This window comes from Pseudoalteromonas luteoviolacea, assembly GCF_000814765.1.
Taxonomy (GTDB): domain Bacteria; phylum Pseudomonadota; class Gammaproteobacteria; order Enterobacterales; family Alteromonadaceae; genus Pseudoalteromonas; species Pseudoalteromonas luteoviolacea_H.
In genome coordinates this window covers 356,578-381,994 of record NZ_JWIC01000007.1, presented here as the reverse complement: position 1 = coordinate 381,994, position 25,417 = coordinate 356,578, and the positions used below count along the sequence as shown (strand labels likewise).

At 40.9% G+C, this 25,417-nt stretch carries 18 protein-coding genes; 4 read left to right on the top strand and 14 right to left on the bottom strand.

Annotated features, from left to right (window positions below; genetic code table 11):
* Positions 1-263: 263 nt before the first annotated feature.
* Complete coding sequence (locus tag JF50_RS16080; RefSeq protein WP_039610436.1) at positions 264-2,342, bottom strand: carbohydrate binding domain-containing protein; 2,079 nt, start codon at positions 2,340-2,342, stop codon at positions 264-266.
* A 464-nt stretch (positions 2,343-2,806) separates the two neighbouring features.
* Between JF50_RS16080 and JF50_RS16075 the strand changes: the two genes are divergently transcribed.
* Entirely contained in the window at positions 2,807-3,232 is a 426-nt protein-coding gene (locus JF50_RS16075; RefSeq protein ID WP_039610435.1) for a hypothetical protein, read from the top strand.
* 57 nt (positions 3,233-3,289) lie between these two features.
* Here the strand turns inward: JF50_RS16075 and asd are convergent, their stop codons facing one another.
* The 13 genes from asd to JF50_RS16010 form a co-directional block, all read right to left on the bottom strand.
* On the bottom strand, positions 3,290-4,399 hold the full coding sequence (gene asd, locus JF50_RS16070) for an aspartate-semialdehyde dehydrogenase (RefSeq protein WP_039610434.1): 1,110 nt from the start codon (positions 4,397-4,399) through the stop codon (positions 3,290-3,292).
* Between the two features lie 650 nt (positions 4,400-5,049).
* Positions 5,050-7,764, bottom strand: a complete 2,715-nt coding sequence (locus tag JF50_RS16065; protein WP_039610995.1) for a TonB-dependent receptor plug domain-containing protein — start codon at positions 7,762-7,764, stop codon at positions 5,050-5,052.
* 80 nt (positions 7,765-7,844) lie between these two features.
* On the bottom strand, positions 7,845-9,482 hold the full coding sequence (locus JF50_RS16060; RefSeq protein WP_039610433.1) for a hypothetical protein: 1,638 nt from the start codon (positions 9,480-9,482) through the stop codon (positions 7,845-7,847).
* Between the two features lie 174 nt (positions 9,483-9,656).
* Complete coding sequence (locus tag JF50_RS16055; protein ID WP_039610432.1) at positions 9,657-10,961, bottom strand: tetratricopeptide repeat protein; 1,305 nt, start codon at positions 10,959-10,961, stop codon at positions 9,657-9,659.
* A gap of 20 nt (positions 10,962-10,981) precedes the next feature.
* Positions 10,982-11,587 (bottom strand): energy transducer TonB, encoded by a 606-nt coding sequence (locus tag JF50_RS16050; RefSeq protein WP_039610431.1) that lies wholly within the window; start codon positions 11,585-11,587, stop codon positions 10,982-10,984.
* Positions 11,588-11,596: 9 nt separating this feature from the next.
* Positions 11,597-12,007 (bottom strand): ExbD/TolR family protein, encoded by a 411-nt coding sequence (locus tag JF50_RS16045; protein WP_039610430.1) that lies wholly within the window; start codon positions 12,005-12,007, stop codon positions 11,597-11,599.
* Between the two features lie 18 nt (positions 12,008-12,025).
* Entirely contained in the window at positions 12,026-12,553 is a 528-nt protein-coding gene (locus JF50_RS16040) for a MotA/TolQ/ExbB proton channel family protein (protein WP_039610429.1), read from the bottom strand.
* A 2-nt stretch (positions 12,554-12,555) separates the two neighbouring features.
* On the bottom strand, positions 12,556-13,878 hold the full coding sequence (locus JF50_RS16035; RefSeq protein WP_419177521.1) for a MotA/TolQ/ExbB proton channel family protein: 1,323 nt from the start codon (positions 13,876-13,878) through the stop codon (positions 12,556-12,558).
* A 60-nt stretch (positions 13,879-13,938) separates the two neighbouring features.
* On the bottom strand, positions 13,939-14,691 hold the full coding sequence (locus JF50_RS16030; RefSeq protein WP_039610427.1) for a DUF3450 domain-containing protein: 753 nt from the start codon (positions 14,689-14,691) through the stop codon (positions 13,939-13,941).
* Positions 14,692-14,877: 186 nt separating this feature from the next.
* Entirely contained in the window at positions 14,878-16,767 is a 1,890-nt protein-coding gene (locus tag JF50_RS16025; RefSeq protein WP_039610426.1) for a methyl-accepting chemotaxis protein, read from the bottom strand.
* A 177-nt stretch (positions 16,768-16,944) separates the two neighbouring features.
* Positions 16,945-17,706 (bottom strand): basic secretory protein-like protein, encoded by a 762-nt coding sequence (locus JF50_RS16020; protein WP_039610425.1) that lies wholly within the window; start codon positions 17,704-17,706, stop codon positions 16,945-16,947.
* Positions 17,707-17,708: 2 nt separating this feature from the next.
* Complete coding sequence (locus tag JF50_RS16015) at positions 17,709-20,036, bottom strand: GH92 family glycosyl hydrolase (protein ID WP_235423482.1); 2,328 nt, start codon at positions 20,034-20,036, stop codon at positions 17,709-17,711.
* A gap of 185 nt (positions 20,037-20,221) precedes the next feature.
* A complete protein-coding gene (locus JF50_RS16010) occupies positions 20,222-21,493 on the bottom strand; it encodes a sugar MFS transporter (RefSeq protein WP_039610423.1) in 1,272 nt (423 codons plus the stop codon).
* Positions 21,494-21,731: 238 nt separating this feature from the next.
* Between JF50_RS16010 and JF50_RS16005 the strand changes: the two genes are divergently transcribed.
* The 3 genes from JF50_RS16005 to JF50_RS15990 all read left to right on the top strand — a co-directional run bounded on the left by JF50_RS16005 (position 21,732) and on the right by JF50_RS15990 (position 25,371).
* Positions 21,732-22,922: an AGE family epimerase/isomerase gene (locus tag JF50_RS16005; protein ID WP_039610422.1), complete on the top strand. Its 1,191-nt coding sequence runs from the start codon at positions 21,732-21,734 to the stop codon at positions 22,920-22,922.
* Positions 22,922-23,872 (top strand): carbohydrate kinase family protein, encoded by a 951-nt coding sequence (locus tag JF50_RS16000; RefSeq protein ID WP_039610421.1) that lies wholly within the window; start codon positions 22,922-22,924, stop codon positions 23,870-23,872. The genes JF50_RS16005 and JF50_RS16000 overlap by 1 nt, the downstream gene beginning before the upstream one ends.
* A gap of 404 nt (positions 23,873-24,276) precedes the next feature.
* Complete coding sequence (locus JF50_RS15990; RefSeq protein WP_039610419.1) at positions 24,277-25,371, top strand: MBL fold metallo-hydrolase; 1,095 nt, start codon at positions 24,277-24,279, stop codon at positions 25,369-25,371.
* Positions 25,372-25,417 lie beyond the last annotated feature (46 nt).

Below are 25,417 nucleotides of genomic sequence, written 5' to 3'. Positions count from 1 at the left end.
ATATAAATTATCGGATATTATATATTGTGTTTCATAACCATCGTTTAGGTTTTAACTATCGTGGTTTGTAAACCTGCATCTCCCTATTAAAAATCAATGGGCCCCGCTTTTGTAACAGTGTTCAGCGCTAAACATAAGTGATCAACTATCCAGTTTGTAGCAAGGTTCCATTTTCTCACACTCGTATTTTACCCTACAAACTTATACAGCACTTTTTTAAAAGAATGTGGCCAGCCCTTGCTGTGCTGGCCACAACGAATCAGTTAATTAATACGGTATATCTCCAAATCATCAAAATGGATTTCACTGTCAACTTGCCAATTTGTTGAGTACAAATAAATTTGTAACTGATGGCCTGCAGTTTCTGGCACTGTAAATTCCATAGATAATGGCGACCAAGTTCTACTTGTGGTGATCTTTTGGCCGATTGATTTTTTACTCGTTGCATCGTAAATCATAATGCGTCCGTTTGCATCTCCAGATGATACGCGTGCCATAGATTCCAATCTATACGTCGCACCAGGCTCGTACTTAAATACCTTCTGTGCAACTTGCCAGCCATAAGTTGGCTTGTTTTTTACAGTTAACCCTTGTGCACCACTAAATGCACTGTTCGTGCTCAAAAACACAGTCTCAGGTGTTGATTGCCAGTGACGCCATTCTGCTGGTAACGCATTTGCAAACCCAACATCAAATGACTGATCATAAACCCTATATCCTTTAACAAGCTGTGCAATAGCGCCCATGTAATAACGTTGATTGACACCTTGAATGGCATCAAACACTGAGGTTAATTTGACTTCCGAGTCATGATAAATACTTGGCTTAAATTCAGCTAGTTGCATCCACCATCTTAAAGACGTTAGCGATTCGGAGTCATAGCATTTGTTCACATGCCTACTAAAGTTTGCACAATGTGAAATCATAAAGTCAGCCGTATTAGCAAAATAGTTCATTTCCTCTTTGCTGAATCCAAGCCCTGCATGATAACTACTTACAGCCGCTGCAACATCTAAGTTTCCGTGACTGGTATCCTCTGTTCCAGTCCAATTAAAACCATCACTTGTTGTATCTTTGTCAGTCAGCAGGCTCCAATAACTCCATTCGTATTTATTCACTGACAAGCCCGAATCTGCCTGATATTGACCAAGCGTCAGACTACTTTTAAAAGCCTCAATCAACTGTTTAGCCATAAATTGGTGATTAGGATCACTGTCTTCAACCTGAGCAAGTTCAGCATAGGTGCGCTGCAATGCAAGATACTGGTTATGAGGTAAGGATTGGCCAGGCTTTCGGCTAGATGAATCATTGGCAAACAAATAAACTAAATTACCATTTAACGTATTGTGTAGGTCTTTTTCCCACTTCGGAAATGTATGATTTATCAAAAAATCATAGTAGCCATCGGCCCAAGAGTTGAAACGTGCATCAAGCCGCCCTGTCCTTGCCAATTTAATAAACTTGGCTATCGGTGCTGTTATCATGCCATCGTGGACGAGGTATTCACGCCAAGATCTCACACGAATATTATCGAAGTGGACTGTACAGTGCTTTTTATAATCTGTTGCGTATAACCTGATATGTACATTATTAGAAGGATCGGAAGGCGCAATAAATTCCGCGACATGGCTAGTGAAACTATGCGATTCAACGTATGTGTTTAATAGCAACTTTCTTTCAGTAAAATCATAAACCTGTAAAAGGCCTTTAACACCACTATCGCAATTCTCAATTTTTGCATGAAAATTAATTTGGTACTTACCATTCGGATCAAAATGCTCGTTAGCTTTATGAGGGTTTCTTAATGGGGTTTGCAATACATGCCAACGATTAGTGTCGGGTGCGGTTTTAATAGTAAATCCAGCACGGCTCTTCCCGTCATCGACTTTATCTGCAGTGTTTCTATAGGCTGTTTCAGCTGTCGACTGCCAGCGATACCAGTTTGCAGGTAATGAACTGTCTTGCGAGTCAGCTTCTTCTGCACCAAAATTCTCAATTGCGTCAATAGAATAAACCCACTCCCCCCAGCCTTTATAGCCATCTACACCCATTCCGGTATCATCTTTGGCAAGCGCAAACGCTTTATCTACACGTGAAATGAATGTATCAAGATAGTTTTGATTGTTTGTGCCTAGATACATTTCTATTAAAGCATCTAAATAGTAGGCTTCTGCCCAAGCTAAATTGCTAGAACGGCTAAAGCTATTTGGATACTGTGCCTGATATTGCTGACTCAACAAATCGAACTTACCAACCCACTGTGCTTGAGTATGCTCAGCATAAGCTTTATTTACTGAAAATAAGCACAAAGGCAGTGATATAATTTTAATTATATTTTTCATAAACTTTCCTTTTTTTAGTACTATATTAGATACTACACCACCCAGCACGATGAAAAAACAACCGATGAATACATTACTATTTAAAAACCACTGATTAAAATTCACTCTAAAAAATAAATTAAGAATACAAACATATATAAATTTAAAATAATAATATCAAAATTAATAATTATATTTTTTAACAACCTTACCATAAAAAAGTAAAAATTTTTCTATAATGGGTAAATTCTTGAGGTAAATCTCTCAACTTAAAAAACATACTTGTACCTTTAATATATAAATATTAGTAACAAATTAGACCAAACACCTTCATTTTATACTAAGATTTAAACCCTATTCAGTGTAAAACCCCGCAGAAAAGTAAACAAAATGTAACATTTACTGAGTATTTTTTTACCCATTTTACTGCTATAACTTTTGATTGTTTTTAACCTGTTCATTCAGACAATCAAAAGGAGTGAGATATGAAAACACTATTTTTGGCCAGTACACTTTTAGCAAGCATCATCAGCGTTAATGGCTCCGCAACTGAAGTGAAAAAAAGCGCAGATGATGGATTGCTCAAGTACTCATACAACTTTGTGTATTTAAAGTGCGAGTCTGCATCTTGTAATGGTGCGATCACTCGTTGGTACAAAATGAGCGTATTTTATAAATTTATTGCTGATGTTCCTCCACATTCCGAGGTCAGAATTTATTGGAATGAAAATGTCCCCGTAGGTAGATCTGCTGGAAAAAGAGTGGCGTATACAAAAGGTGCGGCATGCTCTGATGGATCAAACATGACTGCAAAATGGTTTTTAGATAGTGCTTTTAAGCCAGTAACTGCGATAGCAACTGACTGTGATGGCCTTGAACACACGTACAGTGTGCATCAGTTTAACTTTTAAAGTGGCATTATAAAGACAATAACGCCTAGCTTGGACATGCTAGGCGTTTGCATAGGGTTAGCCTGTGATGATACGTAACATTCTACGAAGTGGCTCTGCAGCGCCCCATAACAATTGGTCACCAACAGTAAAGGCACTGATATATTTGTCACCCATAGAGAGTTTTCTGATCCTACCTATCGGGATATGAAGCGATCCAGTCACCTTCACTGGTGTAAGCTCTTGTTCAGTGATCCCTCTTTCATTCGGAATCACCTTAACCCATTCATTATGTTCATCAAGAATACGTTCGATTTCACTCACTTCAACGTCTTCACGAAGCTTAATGGTTAACGCTTGTGAGTGACAGCGCATTGCGCCAATACGAACACAAAGGCCATCGACAGGAATAGGCTGCTTAATCGAACCTAAGATTTTATTTGCCTCAACTTCAGCTTTCCACTCTTCTTTGCTTTGGCCTGATTCCATAGGCACATCTATCCAAGGGATTAAGCTCCCAGCAAGCGGCACACCGAATTGATCTTTCGGCAAGTTGTCATCTTTAAGTTTATCAGCAACAACTTTATCAATTTCCAAAATCGCAGAAGATGGGTTCTCAAGCTGCGAACTCACACTGCTATGAATTTCGCCCATTTGTGTGATTAGTTCTCTCATATTTCGTGCGCCAGCGCCAGAGGCAGCTTGGTATGTCATCGGGCTAACCCACTCAATAAGGTCTTTTTCAAACAGGCCACCAAGTGCTAATAACATCAAGGAGACTGTACAGTTACCCCCTACAAATGTTTTAACACCCTGCTCTAGCCCTTGTTGGATCACATCATTATTGACTGGATCTAGAACGATGATACTGTCGCTCGACATACGCAATGCCGATGCTGCGTCTATCCAGTAACCCTGCCAGCCAGCATCTCTTAAAGGCTGATAAACCTCTTTTGTATAATCACCACCTTGGCATGACACGATAATATCCATTTCTTTTAAAGAAGGTATGTCAAATGCATTGTTAAGCGGTTTGGCTGTCCCCGCAAAATCAGGGCCTAGTTGACCTGACTGTGAGGTGGTAAAAAAATGCGCATTAAGGTGAGCAAAGTCCCCTTCTTGTTGCATGCGCTCCATGAGTACTGAGCCAACCATGCCACGCCAGCCCACAAATCCTACATTATTCATTACATTACCCTTTATTTAATTAAAATTACTCATTGCGTGAGGGGTACGTCTAGACGTCTAACCTATCAAAATATAGCTATGAGCTCTAGTACTTTTTGGGGCAATTACAAAATTACTCATCTAGCGAAAAATATCGCATTAACCTTAGACAAACACAGTAGTGAGATATCAAGTTATAAAACGGTGATTAGGCATAAAAAAACCCCGCAATGCGGGGTTTGGATACAACATGTAAAGGTTGCGTCCAAGCTTGATGCTGCGCATCAAACTAGAACTCTGTTTTGGTAAAATGTTTATTTAATGTTAACAAAATACCTGAATATGGTAAGGATATGCGATAACCTTTTTGTGTTAGCTATTATGAGTCAGGTTACTGCTATTTTCAAGTAAAAATCATTCTAAATATTGATCTAGATTATAAAAAAAATCCAAATCTAATATATGTTTACGCTTACGTAAATGTAATATTTCTCACGTGAAAGTTATTAAATTTTATAGACAATCTTAAACCTAAAAATAAAGACGATAAAAACCGAAACATATTTAGATGATTTTAAAATAATTATACTAAATAAAAACCATGATTATTTTAATAATGGCAAAAATAAAAAAGACCACAAAAGTGGTCTTTTTTTAGTCATTATGTTTTCTTAGAATTCAATAGCAAAATCTAAGCTAACTTGTTGCGCCGTTTCTTGAGATCGAATAAGCGCACCGTTTTGTTCAACTTCAAAATCTTGACCAAGCAAGTTCTTCACTTTGAACGTTACAGTCGTGCTGAACGTTGGATAGTAACTATACACTACGTCTAATGAGTTGATCGGTTGCTCATACGCATCGTCAAAACCATTTACACCAGCTGCTAGGATACGATCTCCAAATACGTTGTAAATGACAGAGCCTTGGTGATTACCATTATGTGAGTCGTAGTTCAGCTGCAAGTTTGCAACATACTTAGAGTGACCTGTCATACGGCGTTGAAGATTGGTTAAATCCCCTCTCGCACTTTCAAGTATTTCTACTTCTGAGTCACTTACTGTTAAGTTACCAGAAGTAAAGAATGCGCCGCCTAAGAAATCTGAAGACAATTCCACCAGCCATTCAGCTTCAAGTCCATAAACATATGCAGAGTCAGCATTCTCAAACTCTAACGTAAAGCGACCATCACGCTCGTTAAGCTGAGCCTCGATCGGTTTGTCGATATCTTTATAGAATGCACCTACGGAGAAGTTGTCGCCACTTTCAAAATAGAACTCGACACGCACATCAAAGTTGTCTAAGTGACTCGACTGTAAAGTCGGGTTACCAAGCGTTCTATAATCCGTCAATGGATCTTGATATTGAACAGGCGTCAGTTCACGAAGATCTGGGCGAACAATCGTTTGACCCCAACCAGCACGAATCTGATAGGTTGGTTGACTATACGTCATAGACAACGAGCCAAACGTCTCATCTTCCATCACAGACGCTTCTTGAATTGCTTCGGCACTTAACTTGTCATTCAATAATTCTGCATCAAATACAGAGCGTGAGAAAGCCAACGCAACTTGTCTGAAGTCTTCATATCTTAAACCACCAGAAAAACGCCAGTCGTTTGCATACACGTAATCAAAGCTACCATAGTAAGCATCGATTTTTTGTGCGGCGATGTAATCATCTGCGGTTGGTTCCTGGAACAGGATCTCGATTTCAGTGTTATCAACTCGGCTATCGTCTTTAAAGATGCTGCCAATCCCTAATGCTTCATTTTTATTGGTAGCAAGAATAATATTTTCGGTCGGGCCAAAACGATATTTAAAGAAATCGGTTTTATATTCACGAGTTTTATCAACATAGTAAGCACCACCCTTTAGCTCAATTTCGGAAGAGTCAAAGTAAAATGCTTTAGATAAGTTCCAACCAAAGTTTTCAACTTTGTCTTCCATGTCAACAAAGCGGTATAAGAACGGATCGCCACCTAATGGACCACTCGTGTACGTATCTGTGTAAGCACCGTCTGTATAACGGTCTCTGGCTGTGATCTCAAGTTCACTTGGGATGTCAGTAGTCGCTGTCGAGTCTGTATACTGCCAGTCGAAGCCGACACCTTTAATGAAGTCGTATTCGATATTGTGCGTACCACGGAATTGAATCACTTCCAATTCACGCTGCTCGAACGATGTTAAGTTCTTGCGCTGGAGCTCTCCATTTGCAATGCTTAATGACTTTGACGGCTCTTGATATAGCGAAATTGACGCTTCGTCTTCAGTATCTCTTAACATCATGTAAGATGCATTAACGTCGTGTCCATCTAACTTATAACCGACATTAAGAGAGCTGTTCAACTTTACGTTCTTTTTAGTCGATTCCTTATCTGTTCTGGCAGAGTAACATTCTAAGTCAGACTTACCACAATCTTCAGGCTTCACATCAACAGATGATAAAACTGCTGAATATCCCTTGCTGTGAGACCATTCATGGTCATAAGCTGCAGAGATTAAGAAACCTAGCGAACCGCCAAAACCAAATACATCGTCAAATCTATCGCCATAAACAAGCTTGCCGCCAAAATCCGGATCTAGGCTCTTTTCAACCATACCAAAATCACGGTGCAAAGACTTAGTCAGTGATTTGTTGATTGCAATGGCTTCTGCTTGAGAGACAGCTTCACCGCGCTCTTTAGATTCAATATCGCGAATATTCAATACTGAAATATCTGAAATACCATTAATATACTTGTTCAGCGCAGCATTCATCGTGCTTGGCATTGCACGTAAACCGTCATCTTCACCTAACCAGTCATCATCACTACCGTTATACACAAAGCCAGTGCTGTTTGTGTCTTTGTGTGTTAAACCGACTTCCAGCTTGATCACTCGGTCATTAGGGATGCTCTTAGTACGGATGTTTACATCACCACCACCAAACGCAGCTGGCATATTTGGAGAATATGCTTTTTGAACGGCTAAAGACTCAATGATACTAGACGGGAAAATATCCAAAGGGATGACATTTCGAGTTAGGTCTGGGCTCGGAACTTGAGCACCATTTAGGCGAACACTGGAGTAACGCTCACCAAGACCACGCACATAAATGAATTTATCGTTTACGAGACTCAAACCTGTCACACGGCGAAGTGCAGATGCAGCATCGCTATCACCAGTACGTGAAATCTGCTCTGCCCCCATGATATCAGCAACAAAAGCTTGATTCTTACGCTCTTCAATGACAGCACTTGCACTGCCTTTTAAGCGGCTTCCTACCGCGACAACTTCTTCAATTTCTTGTGCCGTCTCTTGTGCCAAAACCTGTGTTGACAAAGGACTTAAAAGAGAAAGCAAAGAAATCGTTATCAAATTTGTTTTAAACACTTTGATTGGTTTCATTTGTAATTCCTCTAAACCAAAATTTCGATTCACAAAGGGCGCATTAAAGCGCCCTTCCAATTTTTCTTTTATGGCTTAGATTATTTTGTACGAGCGATTGACTGCGCTACGAATTTTGCCCAGTTTGTGTCTGTTTCGTCTTCACCTAATGCACCAACATATGTTACGTCAGTAAAGAATGAATTCTCGTCGCTAAGCTTTGATGACTCAACGCTTACATTGTTACCATCTTTATCTTTGATAGTACCGTTAGTAGTCGCTAAATCTGCACCAAGTACGTTTTCAAATGCGCTGAAACCAACGAGTTGGTTGCCATCATTTGTAAACCACTGAGCGATATCAAAACCTGTTAGGTCACCGTCTAAAGTAATATTTTCAGGTTCAAAGTTATTCGCACAAGCAAAGATAGAGTTGTGGAACTTGATGTCACCAGCAATTGCATTTGCGTGAACGCCTACTGGGCCTGAACCTTCGTTTTTGTCATATAGGTCAAAACACGCTGCGCCGTCTTCAGTGCCTTTACTTACAAAAAGCATGTTATGAAGTTGAGCTTTACCCCATTCTTTCATTTCCATACCAGCACCGTGACCACGTGGACCTTTAACACCATTGCTCACAACTGTCGCGTTAGCAATTGTTGGGTTAGAAACCGTTGTTGCTCTGTCTGCGCCAGCATCAGTTGTCGGGTCTTTTTTACCACCGTCTGTTTCGAAACCGTGGTTACCTTGGTTCAGTGTTTGAACTAGGATGAACTGGCCGTTACCTTTCCAACCTGTATCCCAGTCAATGCCGTCATCCGCAGTGTCTGTTACAACGATGTGCTTGATGTTAACTTGACCACCAAATAATTCGATACCGTCATCGTAACCTTGGTGAATGTGAATGTATTCAACCTTAGTGCCTGAACCAACTGCGTTTAAAGTAATTGAGTTAAGCTCGTCACCTTCTACACCGTTACCTGCATACTTAACAACAACGTGCTCTAGTGAACCGCTATTATCAGCATCATTGTTACCACCGTAGTAAGACACAACGCCTTCAGCGGCTACGTTACACATACCTGATTCAGCTTCAGTTTTAGTACACTCAACGGTTGTCGCTAAACCATTAATTTGGATACCACCCCAGTCTTGCATCGCTGGTACTGTTTCTGCATCACCGTCTATTTCTTTAATTGAAGTGAAAGTGATTGGGTTGCCAAGTTCACCAACAGCGTGGATTTTAGAACCACGACCAATACGTACAAAGTTCTCAGCTTTTGTGAATGCAATGGTTGCACCTGCTTCGATAGTTAAAGTAGGGCCGTCAAGGTCGATTGAACCACCTTTTGATGTATCCACATCATCACCGATGAATAATGCACCTTCAAAAACGTGTGCGCCGCCGTCTGGTAATGCTTCTAGTAAGAATGAAGAAGAGATGCTTTTTGCATTACTTGCGAACGCTTGGCTATATTTACAATGGATACCGTCTTGGTCACCTTTAAACGTCGTGCCGTCCATTGTGTAGCTTGCACATGGCAATTCTACAACTTTGTCGCCGCCATTATCGTTACCACCGTCATTACCTGTATCTGGAACAACGACCGGATTTTCAACTGAGTTGTCTACATGATTGTCGTTATTTGTAGGAGTGATATTGATGTCGCCGCCACCACAACCAGCTAGTACAAGAGCAGAAGAAATTAAGCTTACTTTAAATAAACCAGAAAGGTTCATATTGGTCTCCAAAGATATAATTGTTATAACCGTATTTATTTAATGGAGCCAGAATAGATTTATCGTGTTACAAATGGGTGACAGTTTTTATAAGTTAAAATGACAAAATATAATAAATTTAAAATAAAAAAGCCGCCCGAAGGCAGCTTTGGTGTTGCGAATTATTATTATAATTTACATTAACACTTCTTTTAAGCTTTGCTTGTGAAGCTTTTCATTTTTTACATATTTAATCCATTGACGAGCTAACTGCGCTGATTTTTTATGCTTTTCAGCTTGTTCAAATGCCAGTATAGATGCATCATAATTTTCTAAATTATACTGCGCCATACCAAGTGCAACATATGCATTTGACTCAAAAGTAAGGCCACCTTTTTCTAACGCAGCCCTTGCAGCATCAGCCGCTTCATCAAAGTTCTCAAGATTAATGTATACTTCAGCCAAGCGCTGTTGATACTGTCCATGTGACGACAGTTTATCAGCTGCTTCAAAAAACTCGATTGATTTTTTCTCATCGCGCGCTTGTACATAGGCTTCAGCAATAAAAGATAAGTTTTTTTCGGTATTATCAATTACCTTATTCTTTATACCTTCTTGCAAAGCTTGTGCGGCTTTAAACGGCAAACCATTGTATAAATAAACTTGTGAAAGCTGTAATACTTCAGATTTGGTCTTTATAAACCCACGCTGTTTTGCAGTTTCTAAAATAGCAAGTTGCTTTTTCTCAGCGCCAATCTCACCATACATTCCACCTAGCTGGATCCAATACTGCGGCTTATCAAACAGCTTAACCATTTTCTCCAATGTATTAACGACATCTGAAGGCTGATTTAACGAGTAATATAAAGCACGCTGAAGTACTAACCAGTTCTCTTTTGGTACTTCATTTTTAGACTCGACTAATGAAATTGCTGTATTGATACTTGCTAGTGCAGCTTGATACTGTTTATTCTGATAAAGCGCCTGCGCTTTTAACGTATAGTAATTGGTTTTAATCGGTTGGGTATTTAAAGCTTTCCAATCCTCCAAATATGCAACCGTTTTACCATAATCGCCATTAGCCATAGCAAGCTGCGCTAAACTAAAGGTCGTCGACAACTTTAAAGACTCTGGAATAGCCTCTTCGGCAACCACTTTCTCAAACGACGCAATTGCTTTGTCTAATTGGTTTTCGTTGTAGTAAATAAACCCATAAAAGTTATGCATCATCGCAACTTCATAGGAGTTCATGCTAGAAGCACGCCCTTTTATCGAGTCTAAAACTTCGAGACCTTCTTGTACATTGCCATCGTCAGCAAGCTTTTGGGCTCTCGCTAACTGGCTATACACCTTTTCCCTCAAAGCTGGCACACGCTTTGTTTTGGTCGCAGCATAAGCACTAGATAGTGAAACTTCTGGTACCAAAGAGACCATACTGATAGAAGCATTTATGGCTAACGTCGTCGCACTAAGAACCAGTATATTTTTGATTAATTTCATAATACAAACTCCTAACTTCACTAACCATTAATTTGGAAGGTGATCTTATTTTGTACACCAGCCACTTCAACAGCCTCACCATTTACAACGCGCGGCTTATACTTGAACTTCAATGCGGCATCCATTGCTGCGCGATTAAAGATATTTTCTGGCTCAGCTTGCACAACCTCAGGGTCTCGCACTGTGCCTTGTTTAGTGACTGTAAACTCAACGATCACAAAACCTTCAATTCCTCGTGAAAGTGCGCGCCGAGGATAAACTGGTGCAACTTTTACAATCGGTAAGTACTCTCCATCACTGGACTCAAGTGCCAAACCGCCCGCTAAATCCACATCCGCATCAACGTTTGCTGAAAAATCAAAGTTAGCACCGGCAGCATCAAGATTATTTGCCTGCATTTGCGGCGCATCCATTGGCGGTGGCGGCTCCTTAGGTGTTGGCGGTTTCTCTGGTTTACGCTCTTTCTTCTCTACTGTTTCTTCTTTTTTCAACCTGACAAAGTCAAGCACATTACCCTTAACAGGTTCTGTTGCAGTCCCTTGACCTCCTGTGATCAAAGCCTGCATACCAAGAAACAAGAAGAAAGTGACGACGCCTGCAACTAATAATGCAATTATGTAACGCATCGTGTGCCCTTAAGATTCTTGTGCAGCGATAGACACATCGAACGCACCTGCTGCTCGTGATGCATCCATGACTTTAATTAAAATTTCAGTCGTCGCTTTTTTATCTGCTTGAATAACGACACTGCCTTGTGGGTTTTCTGCCTTTAAACGCTCGATATTTGCTTGCACAGCACGAATATCAATTTGACGTTTATTAATCCAAATTTCACCTTTATCAGATATCGCGACCAATATGTTGGCACGTTGTTTTTTCACAGCCGTTGCCGCTTCTGGGCGGTTAACATCTATACCTGCTTCTTTGACGAATGAAGCGGTTACAATGAAGAAGATAAGCATGATAAATACAACGTCTAACATGGGAGTCATGTTAATTTCTTCGGTTTCTTCTTCTTGGAAAACTTTTGCTAGAGGAGCTCTCATTTTAATACCTCAAATTCTTTAATGATCTAACAGCAATTTATCTTCTAAAAGCTCAACTTCACGTTTTGCTTTACGCTGTAAATAAGTAGAAGCGAATACACCTGACAGTGCCGCTACCATTCCAGCCATTGTCGGTATGGTGGCTTTTGATACACCGGCTGCCATCGAGCGCGCGCTACCAGAGCCAGTAATTGCCATTACGTTAAATACTTCAATCATGCCAGTAACCGTACCGAGCAGCCCGAGTAAAGGGCATAGTGCAACCATGACATTAATAAAAGCCAAATTACTATTCAGTTCAATTCCTGCTTTGGATATCATGCCTTGGCGAATTTGCTCTGCATTCCAGCTATTTCGCTCAGATCTGTTTTGCCAAGTTTCTACCGTCTGCTTTTTATAGCTTCTGTACTTACCAAAAAAGTACATAAAGCGCTCCAGGATAAGTAGCCACATTGCAAAGGTGACTACTGCGATGACCAGGAGTACCTGGCCACCCGTATCAAGGAACTCTTGTAGTGCGGTAATAGCATCTACTAGTAGCACCATGATTACGCTCCTTTTTCACTTCGCTCTGCAATAATGCCAGCACTTTGCTCTTGAAGAATAAGAAGCAGGTTACGTGAACGTGTATTCAATACGGTGTATAAGAATACCGTCGGAATTGCGACGACAAGACCTAGTACCGTAGTTACAAGTGCTGTCGAGATACCACCAGCCATGAGTTTAGGGTCACCTGTACCAAACAAAGTAATTGCTTGGAAGGTATTGATCATACCGGTCACTGTCCCTAATAGGCCAAGTAAAGGCGCGACCACTGAGATGATTTTAATTAACGTTAAGTTACGTGTAATTTTTGGCATTTCGCGCAATATGGCTTCGCTTAACTTCAGCTCTAATGTGTCGTAGGCCACATCTGGGTACTGCTCTTTGACTTTCATGACACGACCAAGCGGATTGTCATCTTTAGCTACATCTGATTTAAGCTGACGCTTAATTTTGGCACCTATCAACATAAGTGATACAAAGCGCTCAAGTGCAATTAATAAAGCCAGTGCACCAACGGCGAGGATGACATAACCTACAACACCACCTTGCTCTACTTGCTCTTTCCTATTTGGCGCTTGAACCAATAAGCCCAAGATTGAACCGCCTGTTGGATCCAGTGCAAAGTCAACATTACCTGCGCTTGCCCCTTGCAAGTCAGCCGCACTTTGTTGGAAGCGTGATACAGGCTGTCGAGTCAACTCTGAGATCGTGTTTGTTTCAGGGTTGAAAGTCAGGTATTTGCCATCTGCAATTAAGTTAAATGCACCAACACGCATCACCTCTTTGTTTACCTTTTCACCGCCAGCGACAATCACATCCGTGCTGTAGCGAGTGACTTTACCCTGCTCGGTCATTTCACGCTGTAGTTCAAACCACACCTTTTCGATATCTTCAATCGAAGCGAGTTTTGATGTAGAGCCCATCTTCTTAGCCATGTCGTCCATCAATTCAGTTCGATTTTGAATTTCGGCAGAGACGACTGATGTTCTGAATTTAGAACTTGCATCACCCGATGCTTGCTGAAGCACCCCAAACAACTCTTTTAAAGAGCCCATGCGCTTTGAAAGCGTGTCACTTAGGTTACCTAATTTAATTTCGTTTTCTTCGAACTGAGTTTCCATTTGCTCTGAGCGATTCAACTGATTGTTGCGCTCAGATACAAGTGCATTTAGCATTTTTACTTGCTGATCTTCACGCGATTTAAACTCAGCTTCTCGCTGTTTATTCTGCTGCGTTTGTGCAGCTTGACCAGATTCGAGTGTTTTCAATAACGCGTCTAAATCCATTGCTTCATTATTTGCAAATGCTGACGCACTCAATGCCATAGAAGATACAAGTAATGCTTTACGGCTAAATGATTTTAAAAAGCTCATTAGTTATACCTCTTATTGAGCAGCTTGGACTGGCAGGGTTAACATATCTGGGGCAAGTTGCTTACGCGCAATGCGAACACCCTTATTGATTTGACTAATATTGGTATTAGGCAGAGCGACAAATTGCTTGGATTCTTTGTTCCAACTACCTGCTTTTGCAGCATCTTTCGTCACATACAGAAGTTCTAAACGACCAATTCGCAGCATGTCTACTTCACGCTCTTGCCCATCAATCGTTATCAGGGTTGAATACGCTTCAATGGTACGGCCGTATTCGACTTCAACCTGATAAGCCTCTAATACACGGCGGAATTTTTCACTCGAGGTGATGTCGGCTCTATCCATCAAAGCTTTAAGAGAAGCGATACGATTGGCACGCTCTTCTGGTAGGAAAGGTACATCTAAAGCCACGAATTGCTCGAGGCCAGCAATCATTCGCAACATCAATGGCGTGATCTGACGCTCGATAACAGACACTTGGTCCATCGATGCATTAATTGCGGCCATTTCTTCTAATTGGTTATTAATTTGCTTATCTAATTGGCTGTTATATACAACAAGGCCTTCTATTTCCTTATTCAGCGTTCTAAATTGCTGCAGACGAGACTGCATATTATCTGAAATCGCATCGATTTTATTTTGAGAAGTTAGCGCTGATTTATTAATGGCAGAGCTAGAGTCTATTACTTGATTGAGATCGTTTGCCTGCGCACTGCTTGCTACTGCAAACACGCCCGCTAAAAGCAATTGGTTAACGCACTTCATCTCACACACCTTTTATAATATTTGCTTGTTCCAATTTTGAAGTGTGTGCAGTTTAAATACGAAAAATGACAACCGTGTTGCGCAATTAATACATTACTGTGACAGCTGTAATATAAGTTTAAAAAAGAGATTTATACTAATAAATTCAATATTAAAAAGGGCCGCATTAATGCAGCCCTTTAATTGTTATACTTTAAATTTATTCATCATGTGTTCTAATTCATCAAATTGCAATTTTAGCGTTTTGCATTCATCCAGCGTTTGCTGCAAGCTTGCACTCCCCTGAACACATAAATCGCTAATGCCATGAATGTCCCCATCAAGGGATTGGATCACGGTATTTTGCTCTTGAGTTGCGTTTGCCACGGCATGGTTCATACCATCAATGGACTCAATCGCATGGGAGACTTCTTGCATTTTGGTACCCGCAGACTGTGCCTGTTCAGCGCTGGCACTTGAGTCCTCAATACTCAGTTTCATGACAGCAACCGCAGAGGCAGAACCTTGCTGCAATTCACCAATGGTATTTTCAATCTCTTGCGTCGACTCCTGAGTACGCTGAGCAAGTTGTCTAACCTCATCTGCAACAACAGCAAAGCCACGGCCTGCTTCACCAGCACGAGCCGCTTCTATCGCCGCATTCAGTGCAAGTAGGTTTGTCTGCTCACTCACCCCTTTAATTACTTCTAATACCTGACCGATACTTGCGGTCAATCTATCAAGTCCATCAATGGTCGATTGTGCTTCTTGCATTTTAGAACTCAAAGCCCCAATTTCCTCGATATTGGAATTGAGTGCAGATTGACTTTGATCAGATAAATTATTGGCCCCCGTTGCTAATTCCGATGCGTGTTTGGCATTATTAGAAATCTCAATCGCACTTGAAGACAGCTCATTGATTGCGGTTGCCACATTGTCTGTACGCTTAGTTTGCTCAGTATAAATGTCTAACGCTTCTTGCGTTTGCTTTTGCAGCCCTTCCATGACGCTTTCAAGTGCATCCGTCGTGCTTTTTACTTTAGAAATACTTTGATGTATTTTCTCGACAAATAAATTAAAGTAATTAGACAATTCCCCGAATTCGTCATTATTTTCAACAATCAGGCGTCTGGTTAAATCACCTTCACCTTGTGCAATGTCTTTGATCGCTTCGTTTAGGTGTGTCATAGGCCTCATCAAATACTTCAATAGCAGCTGCATCATCACAACAATGACGACAACACCTAATAACATATAAACCAAGGCCATATTTCTAAACGAAGAAATAGACGAATATGCTATCTCTTTATCAATCACGACACCTAGGTACCAATCTACATTTTTAATGCCGTGCATTTTGACAAAAGAGACCAGCTTTTCTTTGCCGTCTATCTCAAGTTCAACAAATTCCTGTTGCAAATTAAGTTGCTGGCCAAATAACTGACGCATATCTTTGTCATTCATCTGAGTATTTGGATGACTTAAGATACGACCTTCACCATCGAGCAAAAACCCATAACCAAAGCCAAGGAAATCTATTTCATTAATGATTTCTGTGATAGTGGCCATATCGATGTCACCACCGGCGGCGCCAGACAAAACACCGTTACTGTATACAGGTACTACGGCTGTGATGGTCAGCTCATTGGTTGTTGCATCCGTATAGGGTGTAGTAAACGCCGTGTCACGCTTCTGCACCGCAAGTTGATACCATGGGCGTGTTGTGGCATCAAAATCGCTTGGTAAGACAATAGACGCATCATTTAACACAAATTGACCATCCGGGGTGCCTATAAAGGTATTTTTGAAATGACCTGCAGCAGCAGCTGTTTGCAATCTTCGACGCACATCGTCATTGCTGTCAGACTTTAAATGACCTTGTGCAACCGACTGAACGATGTCTAAGCGGTCATTTAGCCAGTTAGCAATATTTTGTGACACTGATTGAGAAATTTCTTGTAATACAAGTGTTAACTGATCTTGAGTCTGAGAACGCATCAAGACAAAGTTATTCACTGTAAAGAGACTTAAAACGATAACAAGTACGACCGAAGCCGCAAGTGTAATTTTGGTGGTAAATTTAAAGGCGCTAAACATGCAGATCCTGTTGTTGTTCTTATCTACTACTAAGTAGGTTGTATCAAATCTTTACGGGTTTGTCCCCCTGTTATCGGCAGTTTTTATCTTTATATTATAAATTTATTGAATTATTTTTAATTGGCAATAAAAAAGGCAAGTTTTACTTGCCTTTGATATAGTAAAAAAGAACTAAAATTAGAGTTTACTTTGATAATGTGACCAAGCTGTATCGAGGTTTATTTCCATCTCAGAGGAAAAGCTTTTCCAGCTCCACTTTTTGTTATCAGAAGGATCTAATTGGGCGTTTAGCTCTACCAACAAGTTCGGGTGATGATTTTCTTCTAACCAATGCAAGAAAAACGCGGTGGTTTTATACCCCGTGTCATAATTGCCACCCGCTTTACGATGTTCAAAATCAACATAACCACCTTTCATTCTTACAACATCGGCGATCCCTTCAATAATCGGACCAATTTCTTTGTAATTATGATCATCCAGTTGATACGCATGGGCAATCTCATGATAAAGCACACCGATTAACTCATCATAAAGCGCTTGTGCACTGTGGCTTTGTGCATATTTATTAAGGTATTGAGCACTAATATGAATTTTTGCACCATTGAAGTCGCCTTCTTTGTATGCAACGCCATTCATATCTTCAATGATGATCTCCAATAGTGGTAACTTAGGTGCACGCTGTTTTTCACTATATAAAATACGTGCGACGTTATACGAGATCTGCTTTATCAAATTGACATTAACGTGCTGCCAAACAGGCACGGTTTCTTTGCTGAAGTTTCTGATTTGCACATTCGGCAAAGGAAACTGCTGCCATGCAATGTCTGCTTGAAACTGGATTGGCTTTATTGCGGTATCAATTTTGTCTAACGCTGATGCGCTATGGACCAAAAGGCCCATAGCCACTGCAAGCGAAGAAATTGCAGTTTTCACTTTCATGCTTAGTTATACTCCGACATTGACGGTGGACGTGCGCTAATTTCGCTACCCCATGCTTTGTTCGGCTTATCACTCATTACATACTTAAGCTCACCACCAGCCATAATATCTGCGTGCGTTAAGTAGTTACGGTTTAGTGGCTTACCATTTAAGCTCACAGATTGAATATACTTATGTGTTTTACTTAAGCCTTTAGCAGTCGTTGTGAATGTTTTACCATTTGCAAGCTTTAAGGTGACTTTAGGTGTTTGTGGCGCGCCAATTGCGTATGACAAATCACCTGGTGCTACTGGATAGAAGCCCATCGCTGAGAAAATATACCATGCAGACATCTGACCAACATCATCGTTACCCGCAAGGCCATCTGGCTTATCTGAGCTTAATGTATCCATGATTTGGCGAATACGCTCTTGTGTACGCCAAGGCTTACCCGCATAGTTGTACAGATAAGCAATGTGGTGACTCGGCTCATTACCGTGTGCGTAGTTACCGATCAAGCCAGCAATATCTTCGTGCTCTTTGATCATGTCTGCTGATAAATGCGTATCGAACAAATCATCTAAGCGTTGCTCAAATGCATCATCGCCACCCATTAAATCAATTAGGCCTGCAACATCGTGTGGTACGTAGAAGCTGTACTGCATAGAGTTGCCCTCTGTAAATGCGCCCATATACTTCGCTTCATATGCATTGAAATCTGGGTTCCAGTTACCTTTAGTATCACGACCACGCATGAACTTAGTTTCAGGATCAAACACGTTTCTGTAGCTCATTGCACGCGCATAGTAGTCTTTAGCAAGCTCTGTTTTACCCATCGCTTCAAACATACGTGCAATAGCATAATCATCGTACGCATACTCTAGAGTAATAGACACCGACTCTGGCAAAACATCCATAGGTACGTAGCCATACTTTTTATACTCTGGGATCGCGTCGTACACCTTGTTATTTGCCGTGTTAGTGATCGCTTCAACCGCTAAATCAATGTCATAGTCACGAATACCTTTTAGGTAAGCATCTGCAATGACAGATACTGCATGATAACCAATCATTGTCCATGTCTCGTGTGCATGGAAAGACCAGATAGGTAGCATTTTTTCGTAGCTCTGTTGATAGTGAACTAACATTGATTGGATCATACCCGATACACGATCTGGATCGATGTACGTCAGTAATGGGTGAAGTGCACGGTAAGTATCCCAAAGAGAGAATAATGTATAGTGTTCAAAGCCTTTACCATCGTGGATCTCACCGTCAACACCTCGGTATTGACCATTTACGTCTTGGTAAATGCTTGGTGCTTGTAAAGCATGATACAACGCTGTATAGAACTGACGCTTTTCAGATACTGTACCTTCTACATCCACTTTGTCTAAGTAATTAGCCCACAGCTGCTTTGACTCAGCACGTACTTTATCAAAGTCCCAATGCGGGATTTCAGCATTTAAGTTTTCAAGTGCATTTGAACGACTCACCGCTGACAACCCAACTTTAACGTAAAGCGGCTTGTCTTTTAGGCCATCGAATGAAGCAACAAATTTAACGGCTTTACCCGCAGTCATTTTGACAGCTTTGTTTTCAATCGTTGAGTGCTTTTGCTTGGTATTTAGACAGTTCATACATCTATAACGCATGTTGTCTTCGTTGATGAACTCATAGTCATCGATTGGCTGTGAAAATTGAATTGCAAAGTACATTTGTCGATTGCGCGCCCAGCCATTGGTCGCACGGTAAGCAACTAGCGTTCTGTCATCAACTTTACGAATGTCACTCCAAATAACTTTGTTCTCAAAGTTATAAATTGAGCTGGTTAAATCAAATAAAACATGGCCGTCATCATGACTATTGAAAGTATACTTATGCATACCTACACGTGTCGTTGCTGTGAGCTCAGCTGTCACATCGTAGTCTTGTAGTTCAACGCCGTAGTACCCTGGCTCAGACCACTCTTTATCGTGAGAAAAGCGTGAACGGTAACCCGTATCAGGCTTTTCAGCAGTGCCCGCTGTTAGTTTTACATCACCTGTAATTGGCATCACAAGCAAGTCACCCAAGTCAGAGTGGCCAGTACCTGAGAAATGCGTATGAGAGAAACCTACTATCGTATGATCATCATAGTGATAACCTGCACAGCGCTTGTATATTTCTGGTTGTGGTGAAACGCCGCGCATAGGATTATCAGTATCAGGACTTAATTGGACCATACCGAATGGAACAACTGCACCAGGGAATGTATGACCATCTCCGCCAGTACCAATAAATGTATCAACCCACTGCGTGTTTGATTCGCTTGCTACACTTACCGACGAAACTGAGGTAAGTGACAACATAGCTGCAGCCCAAATAGAGCGATGCATGTGCCTCTCCTTTATTCTAAATTATGATTGGATCGTTCCAACTAAGTTTAATATACAACGTCTATGAATACGTATTCAATACTTATGAGATAGAAATTTATAAATTTAAGTTAAAAAAGGCAAGTGAACACTTGCCTTATTAGAAAGAAGTTTGCGCGTTACGCTATTTTGTCATGCCATTGCTTTGATAGTTTTACAACATTTAAGCCATACCAAGCTATGAAAATGTAGCAAACAAGTGGCACAATGAAACTGATTTGAATATGCATTGTATCTGCTACAACCCCTTGTAATAGCGGTATAATAGCACCACCAACAATGGCCAAACACAACCAACCTGAACCTTTACTTGTCAGTGAACCAAGACCTTCAATTGCCGTTGTAAAAATTGTTGGGAACATAATAGAGTTAAACAAACCAATTGCTAACACTGACACCATTGCAACATTACCTTCTGTTAGCATGGTCGCTGCCAACAACAGCATGACAAATACTGAGTTGAATACCAATGCTTTTGAAGGCGCCACATATTTAAGTGCTTGGGAGCCAATAAAGCGACCAACCATTGCCCCACCCCAATAATAACCAAGCAATTTAGCCGCAGTTGGCGCATCCAAGCCGCCGATATGCTCTTCAGCAAAATAGTTTACGATAAAACTGCCAATAGACACCTCTGCACCGACATAACAAAATATAGCGACAACCCCCATCATTAAATGCGGCGCTTCTTTTAAGTTTTTGTCTTTGACTTTACAGTCTTCAGTTTCGATATGCGCTTCGATTGTTGGTAGCTTCAAAAACGCAAATACCACCGCGATTGCGAGCAAGCAACCTGCAATGACCAAGTACGGTACTTTGACAGAATCAGCATTAGCAGCTTCGACCACCGCCGCACTGCCCGCACCAAATAACAACATGCCGCCTGCAATTGGACCTAAAGTGGTACCCAATGAGTTCAACGCTTGTGCCAAGTTTAAACGGCTTGAAGCAGTTTTTGGCGTGCCCAGTGCTGCAACATATGGGTTAGCTGACACTTGTAAGATAACAATACCAGACGCCATCACAAATAAGGCGGTTAAGAATACCCAGTATTGATGCACAATCACTGCTGGATAAAACAGTAAACACCCCGCAGCGGCAACGACAAGACCGATGATGATCCCTTTTTGATAACCTAATCGCTTAACTAAATTACCGGCGGGAAGAGAAACAACGAAGTAGGCAATAAAGAAGCAAAACTGGATTAACATCGCTTCTGTGTAGTTTAAGTCAAAAACGCTTTTTAATCTCGGGATTAAAACATCGTTAAATACCGTAATAAAACCCCATAAAAAGAACAGGGTTGTCATTGCAGCAAGCGGAAAAAAGTAGTTTTTTTCGTTGTTCTGGGCGCCTGCTGCAAAGCTTTGATTCATGTTGATTTCACTCACTCGGATTACTCCATGTTAAAGGATGTAATGATTCTACACATTGTTACAAGAAAATCACAAATGTTTTATTGGATCGTTCCATTATTTTTTTTAAGATGCTACAGTAAATGAATAAATGAGAAAATAACGGTCAATACATCAAATAAAATAAGCTCAGGTGAATGATGCGCATTGTTCGCACTTTTATGATGCTTATATCATATTGACCGCTACGCGATTTGAGAGTGGAGCACAAATAATGTCGCTAGATTTTAGAAGTAGAGATTTTTTACAGCAACATATTGATAAAACCATGGCGTTTTATCATCCGAGGTGCGTAGACAACAAGGGTGGGTTTTATCAGTTTTTCAAGGACAACGGCGACATTTATGATGACAGCACTCGTCATCTGGTTTCTAGCACGCGCTTTGTATTTAACTATGCCATGGCCTATATCAACACGGATAAAACGGAATATCTGGAATTAGTCCAACACGGTTTAGATTATTTAGAAAAGGTCCATAAGCAAGAAAACGGCGGATATGCTTGGCTTATCGAAAATGGCGAGGCAAGCGATCTCACCAACCATTGTTATGGTCTTGCATTTGTATTGCTTGCAAATGCGATGGCTGTAAAAGCCGGTATCAACTCAGCAAAAGACACTATCGAGCAAGTCTGGTCACTTTTAGAAGAAAAATACTATGACTCAGCATTTGGCTTATACCTAGATGAGTTTAACGCCAACTTTACAGAAGCAGATAAGTATCGCGGTCAAAACGCGAACATGCATATGTGTGAAGCGCTACTAATGTGCTTTGAAGCAACCAATGATAACAAGTTTTTAGACCGCGCTTATGCACTTGCCCACAATATGACGGTAAGACAGGCAAGCTTAGCGGATGGTCTAGTTTGGGAGCATTACAACAGCGATTGGGAAATCGATTGGGATTATAACAAAGAGAACCCTAAGCATTTGTTTAGACCATGGGGATTCCAGCCAGGTCACCAAACAGAATGGACCAAACTGCTGCTTATCTTAAATAGACACAAACCAGAAGCGTGGATGGTAGAAAAGGCTAAGTTCTTATTTGATCAGGCGCTTGCGCATGCGTGGGACAAAGAGCATGGCGGAATTTGCTATGGCTTCGCACCAGATAAAAGCATTTGCGATGGCGACAAATATTTCTGGGTTCAAGCAGAAAGCTTTGCCGCAGCTGCCCTGCTAGCACTAGAGACTCAGGATGAGCAATATTGGCAATGGTATGAGAAAATCTGGCAATACAGCTGGGATAATATGATCGACCATAAATATGGCGCTTGGTATCGAATTCTCACGCAAGACAACCGCAGTTACAGTGATGAAAAGAGCCCCGCAGGTAAAACTGATTACCACACGATGGGTGCCTGTTACGAAGTGTTAAGAGCATATAATTTGAGAGAGAATGGCTAATGAGTGTTGTTTGTTTTGGTGAAGCGCTAATAGATTTCTTGTCCGACGGTGGCACACCTGAATCTTTCACAAAGTATGCAGGCGGCGCGCCAGCAAATGTCTCTGTTGCTGTTGCAAAGCAAGGCGTAGAAAGCACATTTTGTGGCATGTTAGGCGATGACATGTTTGGTCACTTTTTAAAAGACGAGCTATCGGGTCATCAGGTAAATACTCAATTTGTAAAATTTACCTCTGAAGCAAAAACAGCGCTGGCTTTTGTCTCACTAGATAGCGAGGGCGAGCGAAGCTTTAGCTTTTATAGACCACCTGCTGCAGATTTACTTTTCCGTGCAGAAGATTTCGAAGACAACATGTTTGAGCAAGGTACAATTTTACACGTCTGTTCAAACAGTCTGACAGAGAAAAACATCTACCTCAGCACAGTAACTGCATTGGAAAAGGCAAAACAACACGGTTTAATCAAAAGTTTCGATATGAATTTGCGAGAAAACCTATGGCCATCGATGAATCATTGCCTTGATAGAATCTGGCATATTATGTCGCAATCTGATGTAGTCAAGCTCTCCAAAGAAGAGTTAATATTCTTAAATACTCATGCGCATCCATCTAAAGATGAACAAAACACCATAGAAGCGATACTCTCTAGCCAAGTTAAGTTATTGATCATCACAGACGGTGCAAATGATATTCGTTATTTTACGGCGCAATTTTCTGGCTACATTACACCACCCAAAGTGAATGCTGTAGATACAACTGCTGGTGGCGACGCATTTGTTGGTGGTTTGCTGGCAGATATGACAAGGAAACTATCTCAAACTTCATTCACAGACATTGTAAGTTGTGAAGCTAAAATATTGGATTTAGTAAACTTTTCAGCTAAATGTGGCGCATATGCTGTAACCAGATATGGCTCCTTTTCATCGCTTCCAAGTCACCACGACATAGACTAAACAAATTTCCTAAGTGTGAGACAGGCTCACGGAAGAGCCTATTTAGCCTCTAGACATGCACTAAATACTCATTATAAAACCAAAAAACGATTGGCCCGCATATCAACCACCCGATTAGAAAAGGTTTAAAAAAACCGATTCTATTCGCGTCTAGCTCCTCAACTACTGAGTCATACTCAGAGGGTTTAACAGGAAACACTTTTCGATACATTTTAAATATTGCGAGCCCTATTAAAAAAGGTACTATTATTAGCGAGAAAAATAATAATACTGCGTACCAGGTTTCGTCTGAAACTCGTTCCATAACACTCCCATAGTGACTTGATGTTAATTAACGTTTTAGTAGTTAACGCAATTTCAGGATAGAGACAGACATCACTAAATACAATAAGAAATTTATATCTATGATAAACAAATACCTACCACTTCCTCTGTGCTTACTAATAGCGGGATGTGCGTCACAAAATAATGTAAATCGTTTGGAGCCGACGAAAGACATCAAATACAAAGTCACGGAAGGTTATACGCACCAGTTTGCCAATACTTATAAGATGCCTGAAGATTATCCCTATACTTGTAAGGACAATTGCTACCCTAAAAGCCAAGAGATCCAGTGCGAGAATGACATGGAACGCTGCCAGTATGTCGGCCAAAACCCTGTCCTTTCAAATACTTCAGAAAATACGTTCAACGTTAGATGGTTAGGTCACGCCAGCTTCTCTGTTACAACACCTAGTGGTGAAACCATACTGATTGATCCTGTTACAGGTCAATTTGACTGGCCCGTTGATTGGGCATTTGTTCATTTGGCAGGTGGCTTTTATCGAACAGAACCCAACGCATATAGCAAACAAACACTTGAATCCACGCAAGCGGTCGTCTACTCACACATTCACTATGATCACTTCAATAAGTCCGATATTGAAAACATTGGCAATCATCCAACCTATCTAACCCCATTAAACTTTGCAGATTACTTTCCTACGGGTGGTTATAACATAGTCGAAATGCCTTGGTTCACACAGTATGACGTTGGTAAGACAAACGTTCACTTTGTGCCAGCGCACCACTTTAGCAGCCGTATTGTGGTCCCCATGATCACAAGTGATGATGATGAAACGCTGTGGGGAGGCTGGGTCTTCGAAAGTGAAGGCAGGAAGTTATTTTACGCCGGTGATACCGGTTATTCTGCACACTTCAAAGATATTCATAACCAATATGGTGATATGGACGTCTGCTTGATACCGATTGCGTCTTATCATCATGAAAAGCACGGTAAGTGGTATAGAAATGTCCATTTAACGCCGGAGGATGCGCTTATTGCTGCTGATGAGCTAAACTGCGGGATAATGATCCCTTGGGGACACGGTAATATGAGTTGGAAAATGGGCGACCATACATCCCACTCTGCACTATTCCGCCTTTTACATATGAAAGAGGAACTAAAAACGCGCACGCCACTGTATATATTAAATGAGGGTGAGCACGCTAAACTGTGACTCAATAAATAGAGCGAAGCCCTTGCTTCGCTCTACCAACGCAAGA

Excerpts from the sequence above, each read along its gene's own strand:
- JF50_RS16030 (WP_039610427.1), bottom strand. The coding sequence starts at position 14,691 with ATGAAGTGCGTTAACCAATTGCTTTTAGCGGGCGTGTTTGCAGTAGCA.
- JF50_RS16050 (WP_039610431.1), bottom strand. The coding sequence starts at position 11,587 with ATGCGTTACATAATTGCATTATTAGTTGCAGGCGTCGTCACTTTCTTC.
- JF50_RS16025 (WP_039610426.1), bottom strand. The coding sequence starts at position 16,767 with ATGTTTAGCGCCTTTAAATTTACCACCAAAATTACACTTGCGGCTTCG.
- JF50_RS16080 (WP_039610436.1), bottom strand. The coding sequence starts at position 2,342 with ATGAAAAATATAATTAAAATTATATCACTGCCTTTGTGCTTATTTTCA.
- JF50_RS16075 (WP_039610435.1), top strand. The coding sequence starts at position 2,807 with ATGAAAACACTATTTTTGGCCAGTACACTTTTAGCAAGCATCATCAGC.
- JF50_RS16020 (WP_039610425.1), bottom strand. The coding sequence starts at position 17,706 with ATGAAAGTGAAAACTGCAATTTCTTCGCTTGCAGTGGCTATGGGCCTT.
- JF50_RS16045 (WP_039610430.1), bottom strand. The coding sequence starts at position 12,007 with ATGAGAGCTCCTCTAGCAAAAGTTTTCCAAGAAGAAGAAACCGAAGAA.
- JF50_RS16040 (WP_039610429.1), bottom strand. The coding sequence starts at position 12,553 with ATGGTGCTACTAGTAGATGCTATTACCGCACTACAAGAGTTCCTTGAT.
- JF50_RS16060 (WP_039610433.1), bottom strand. The coding sequence starts at position 9,482 with ATGAACCTTTCTGGTTTATTTAAAGTAAGCTTAATTTCTTCTGCTCTT.
- JF50_RS16055 (WP_039610432.1), bottom strand. The coding sequence starts at position 10,961 with ATGAAATTAATCAAAAATATACTGGTTCTTAGTGCGACGACGTTAGCC.
- asd (WP_039610434.1), bottom strand. The coding sequence starts at position 4,399 with ATGAATAATGTAGGATTTGTGGGCTGGCGTGGCATGGTTGGCTCAGTA.
- JF50_RS16000 (WP_039610421.1), top strand. The coding sequence starts at position 22,922 with ATGAGTGTTGTTTGTTTTGGTGAAGCGCTAATAGATTTCTTGTCCGAC.
- JF50_RS16035 (WP_419177521.1), bottom strand. The coding sequence starts at position 13,878 with ATGGCATTGAGTGCGTCAGCATTTGCAAATAATGAAGCAATGGATTTA.
- JF50_RS16015 (WP_235423482.1), bottom strand. The coding sequence starts at position 20,036 with ATGTTGTCACTTACCTCAGTTTCGTCGGTAAGTGTAGCAAGCGAATCA.
- JF50_RS16005 (WP_039610422.1), top strand. The coding sequence starts at position 21,732 with ATGTCGCTAGATTTTAGAAGTAGAGATTTTTTACAGCAACATATTGAT.
- JF50_RS16065 (WP_039610995.1), bottom strand. The coding sequence starts at position 7,764 with ATGAAACCAATCAAAGTGTTTAAAACAAATTTGATAACGATTTCTTTG.
- JF50_RS15990 (WP_039610419.1), top strand. The coding sequence starts at position 24,277 with ATGATAAACAAATACCTACCACTTCCTCTGTGCTTACTAATAGCGGGA.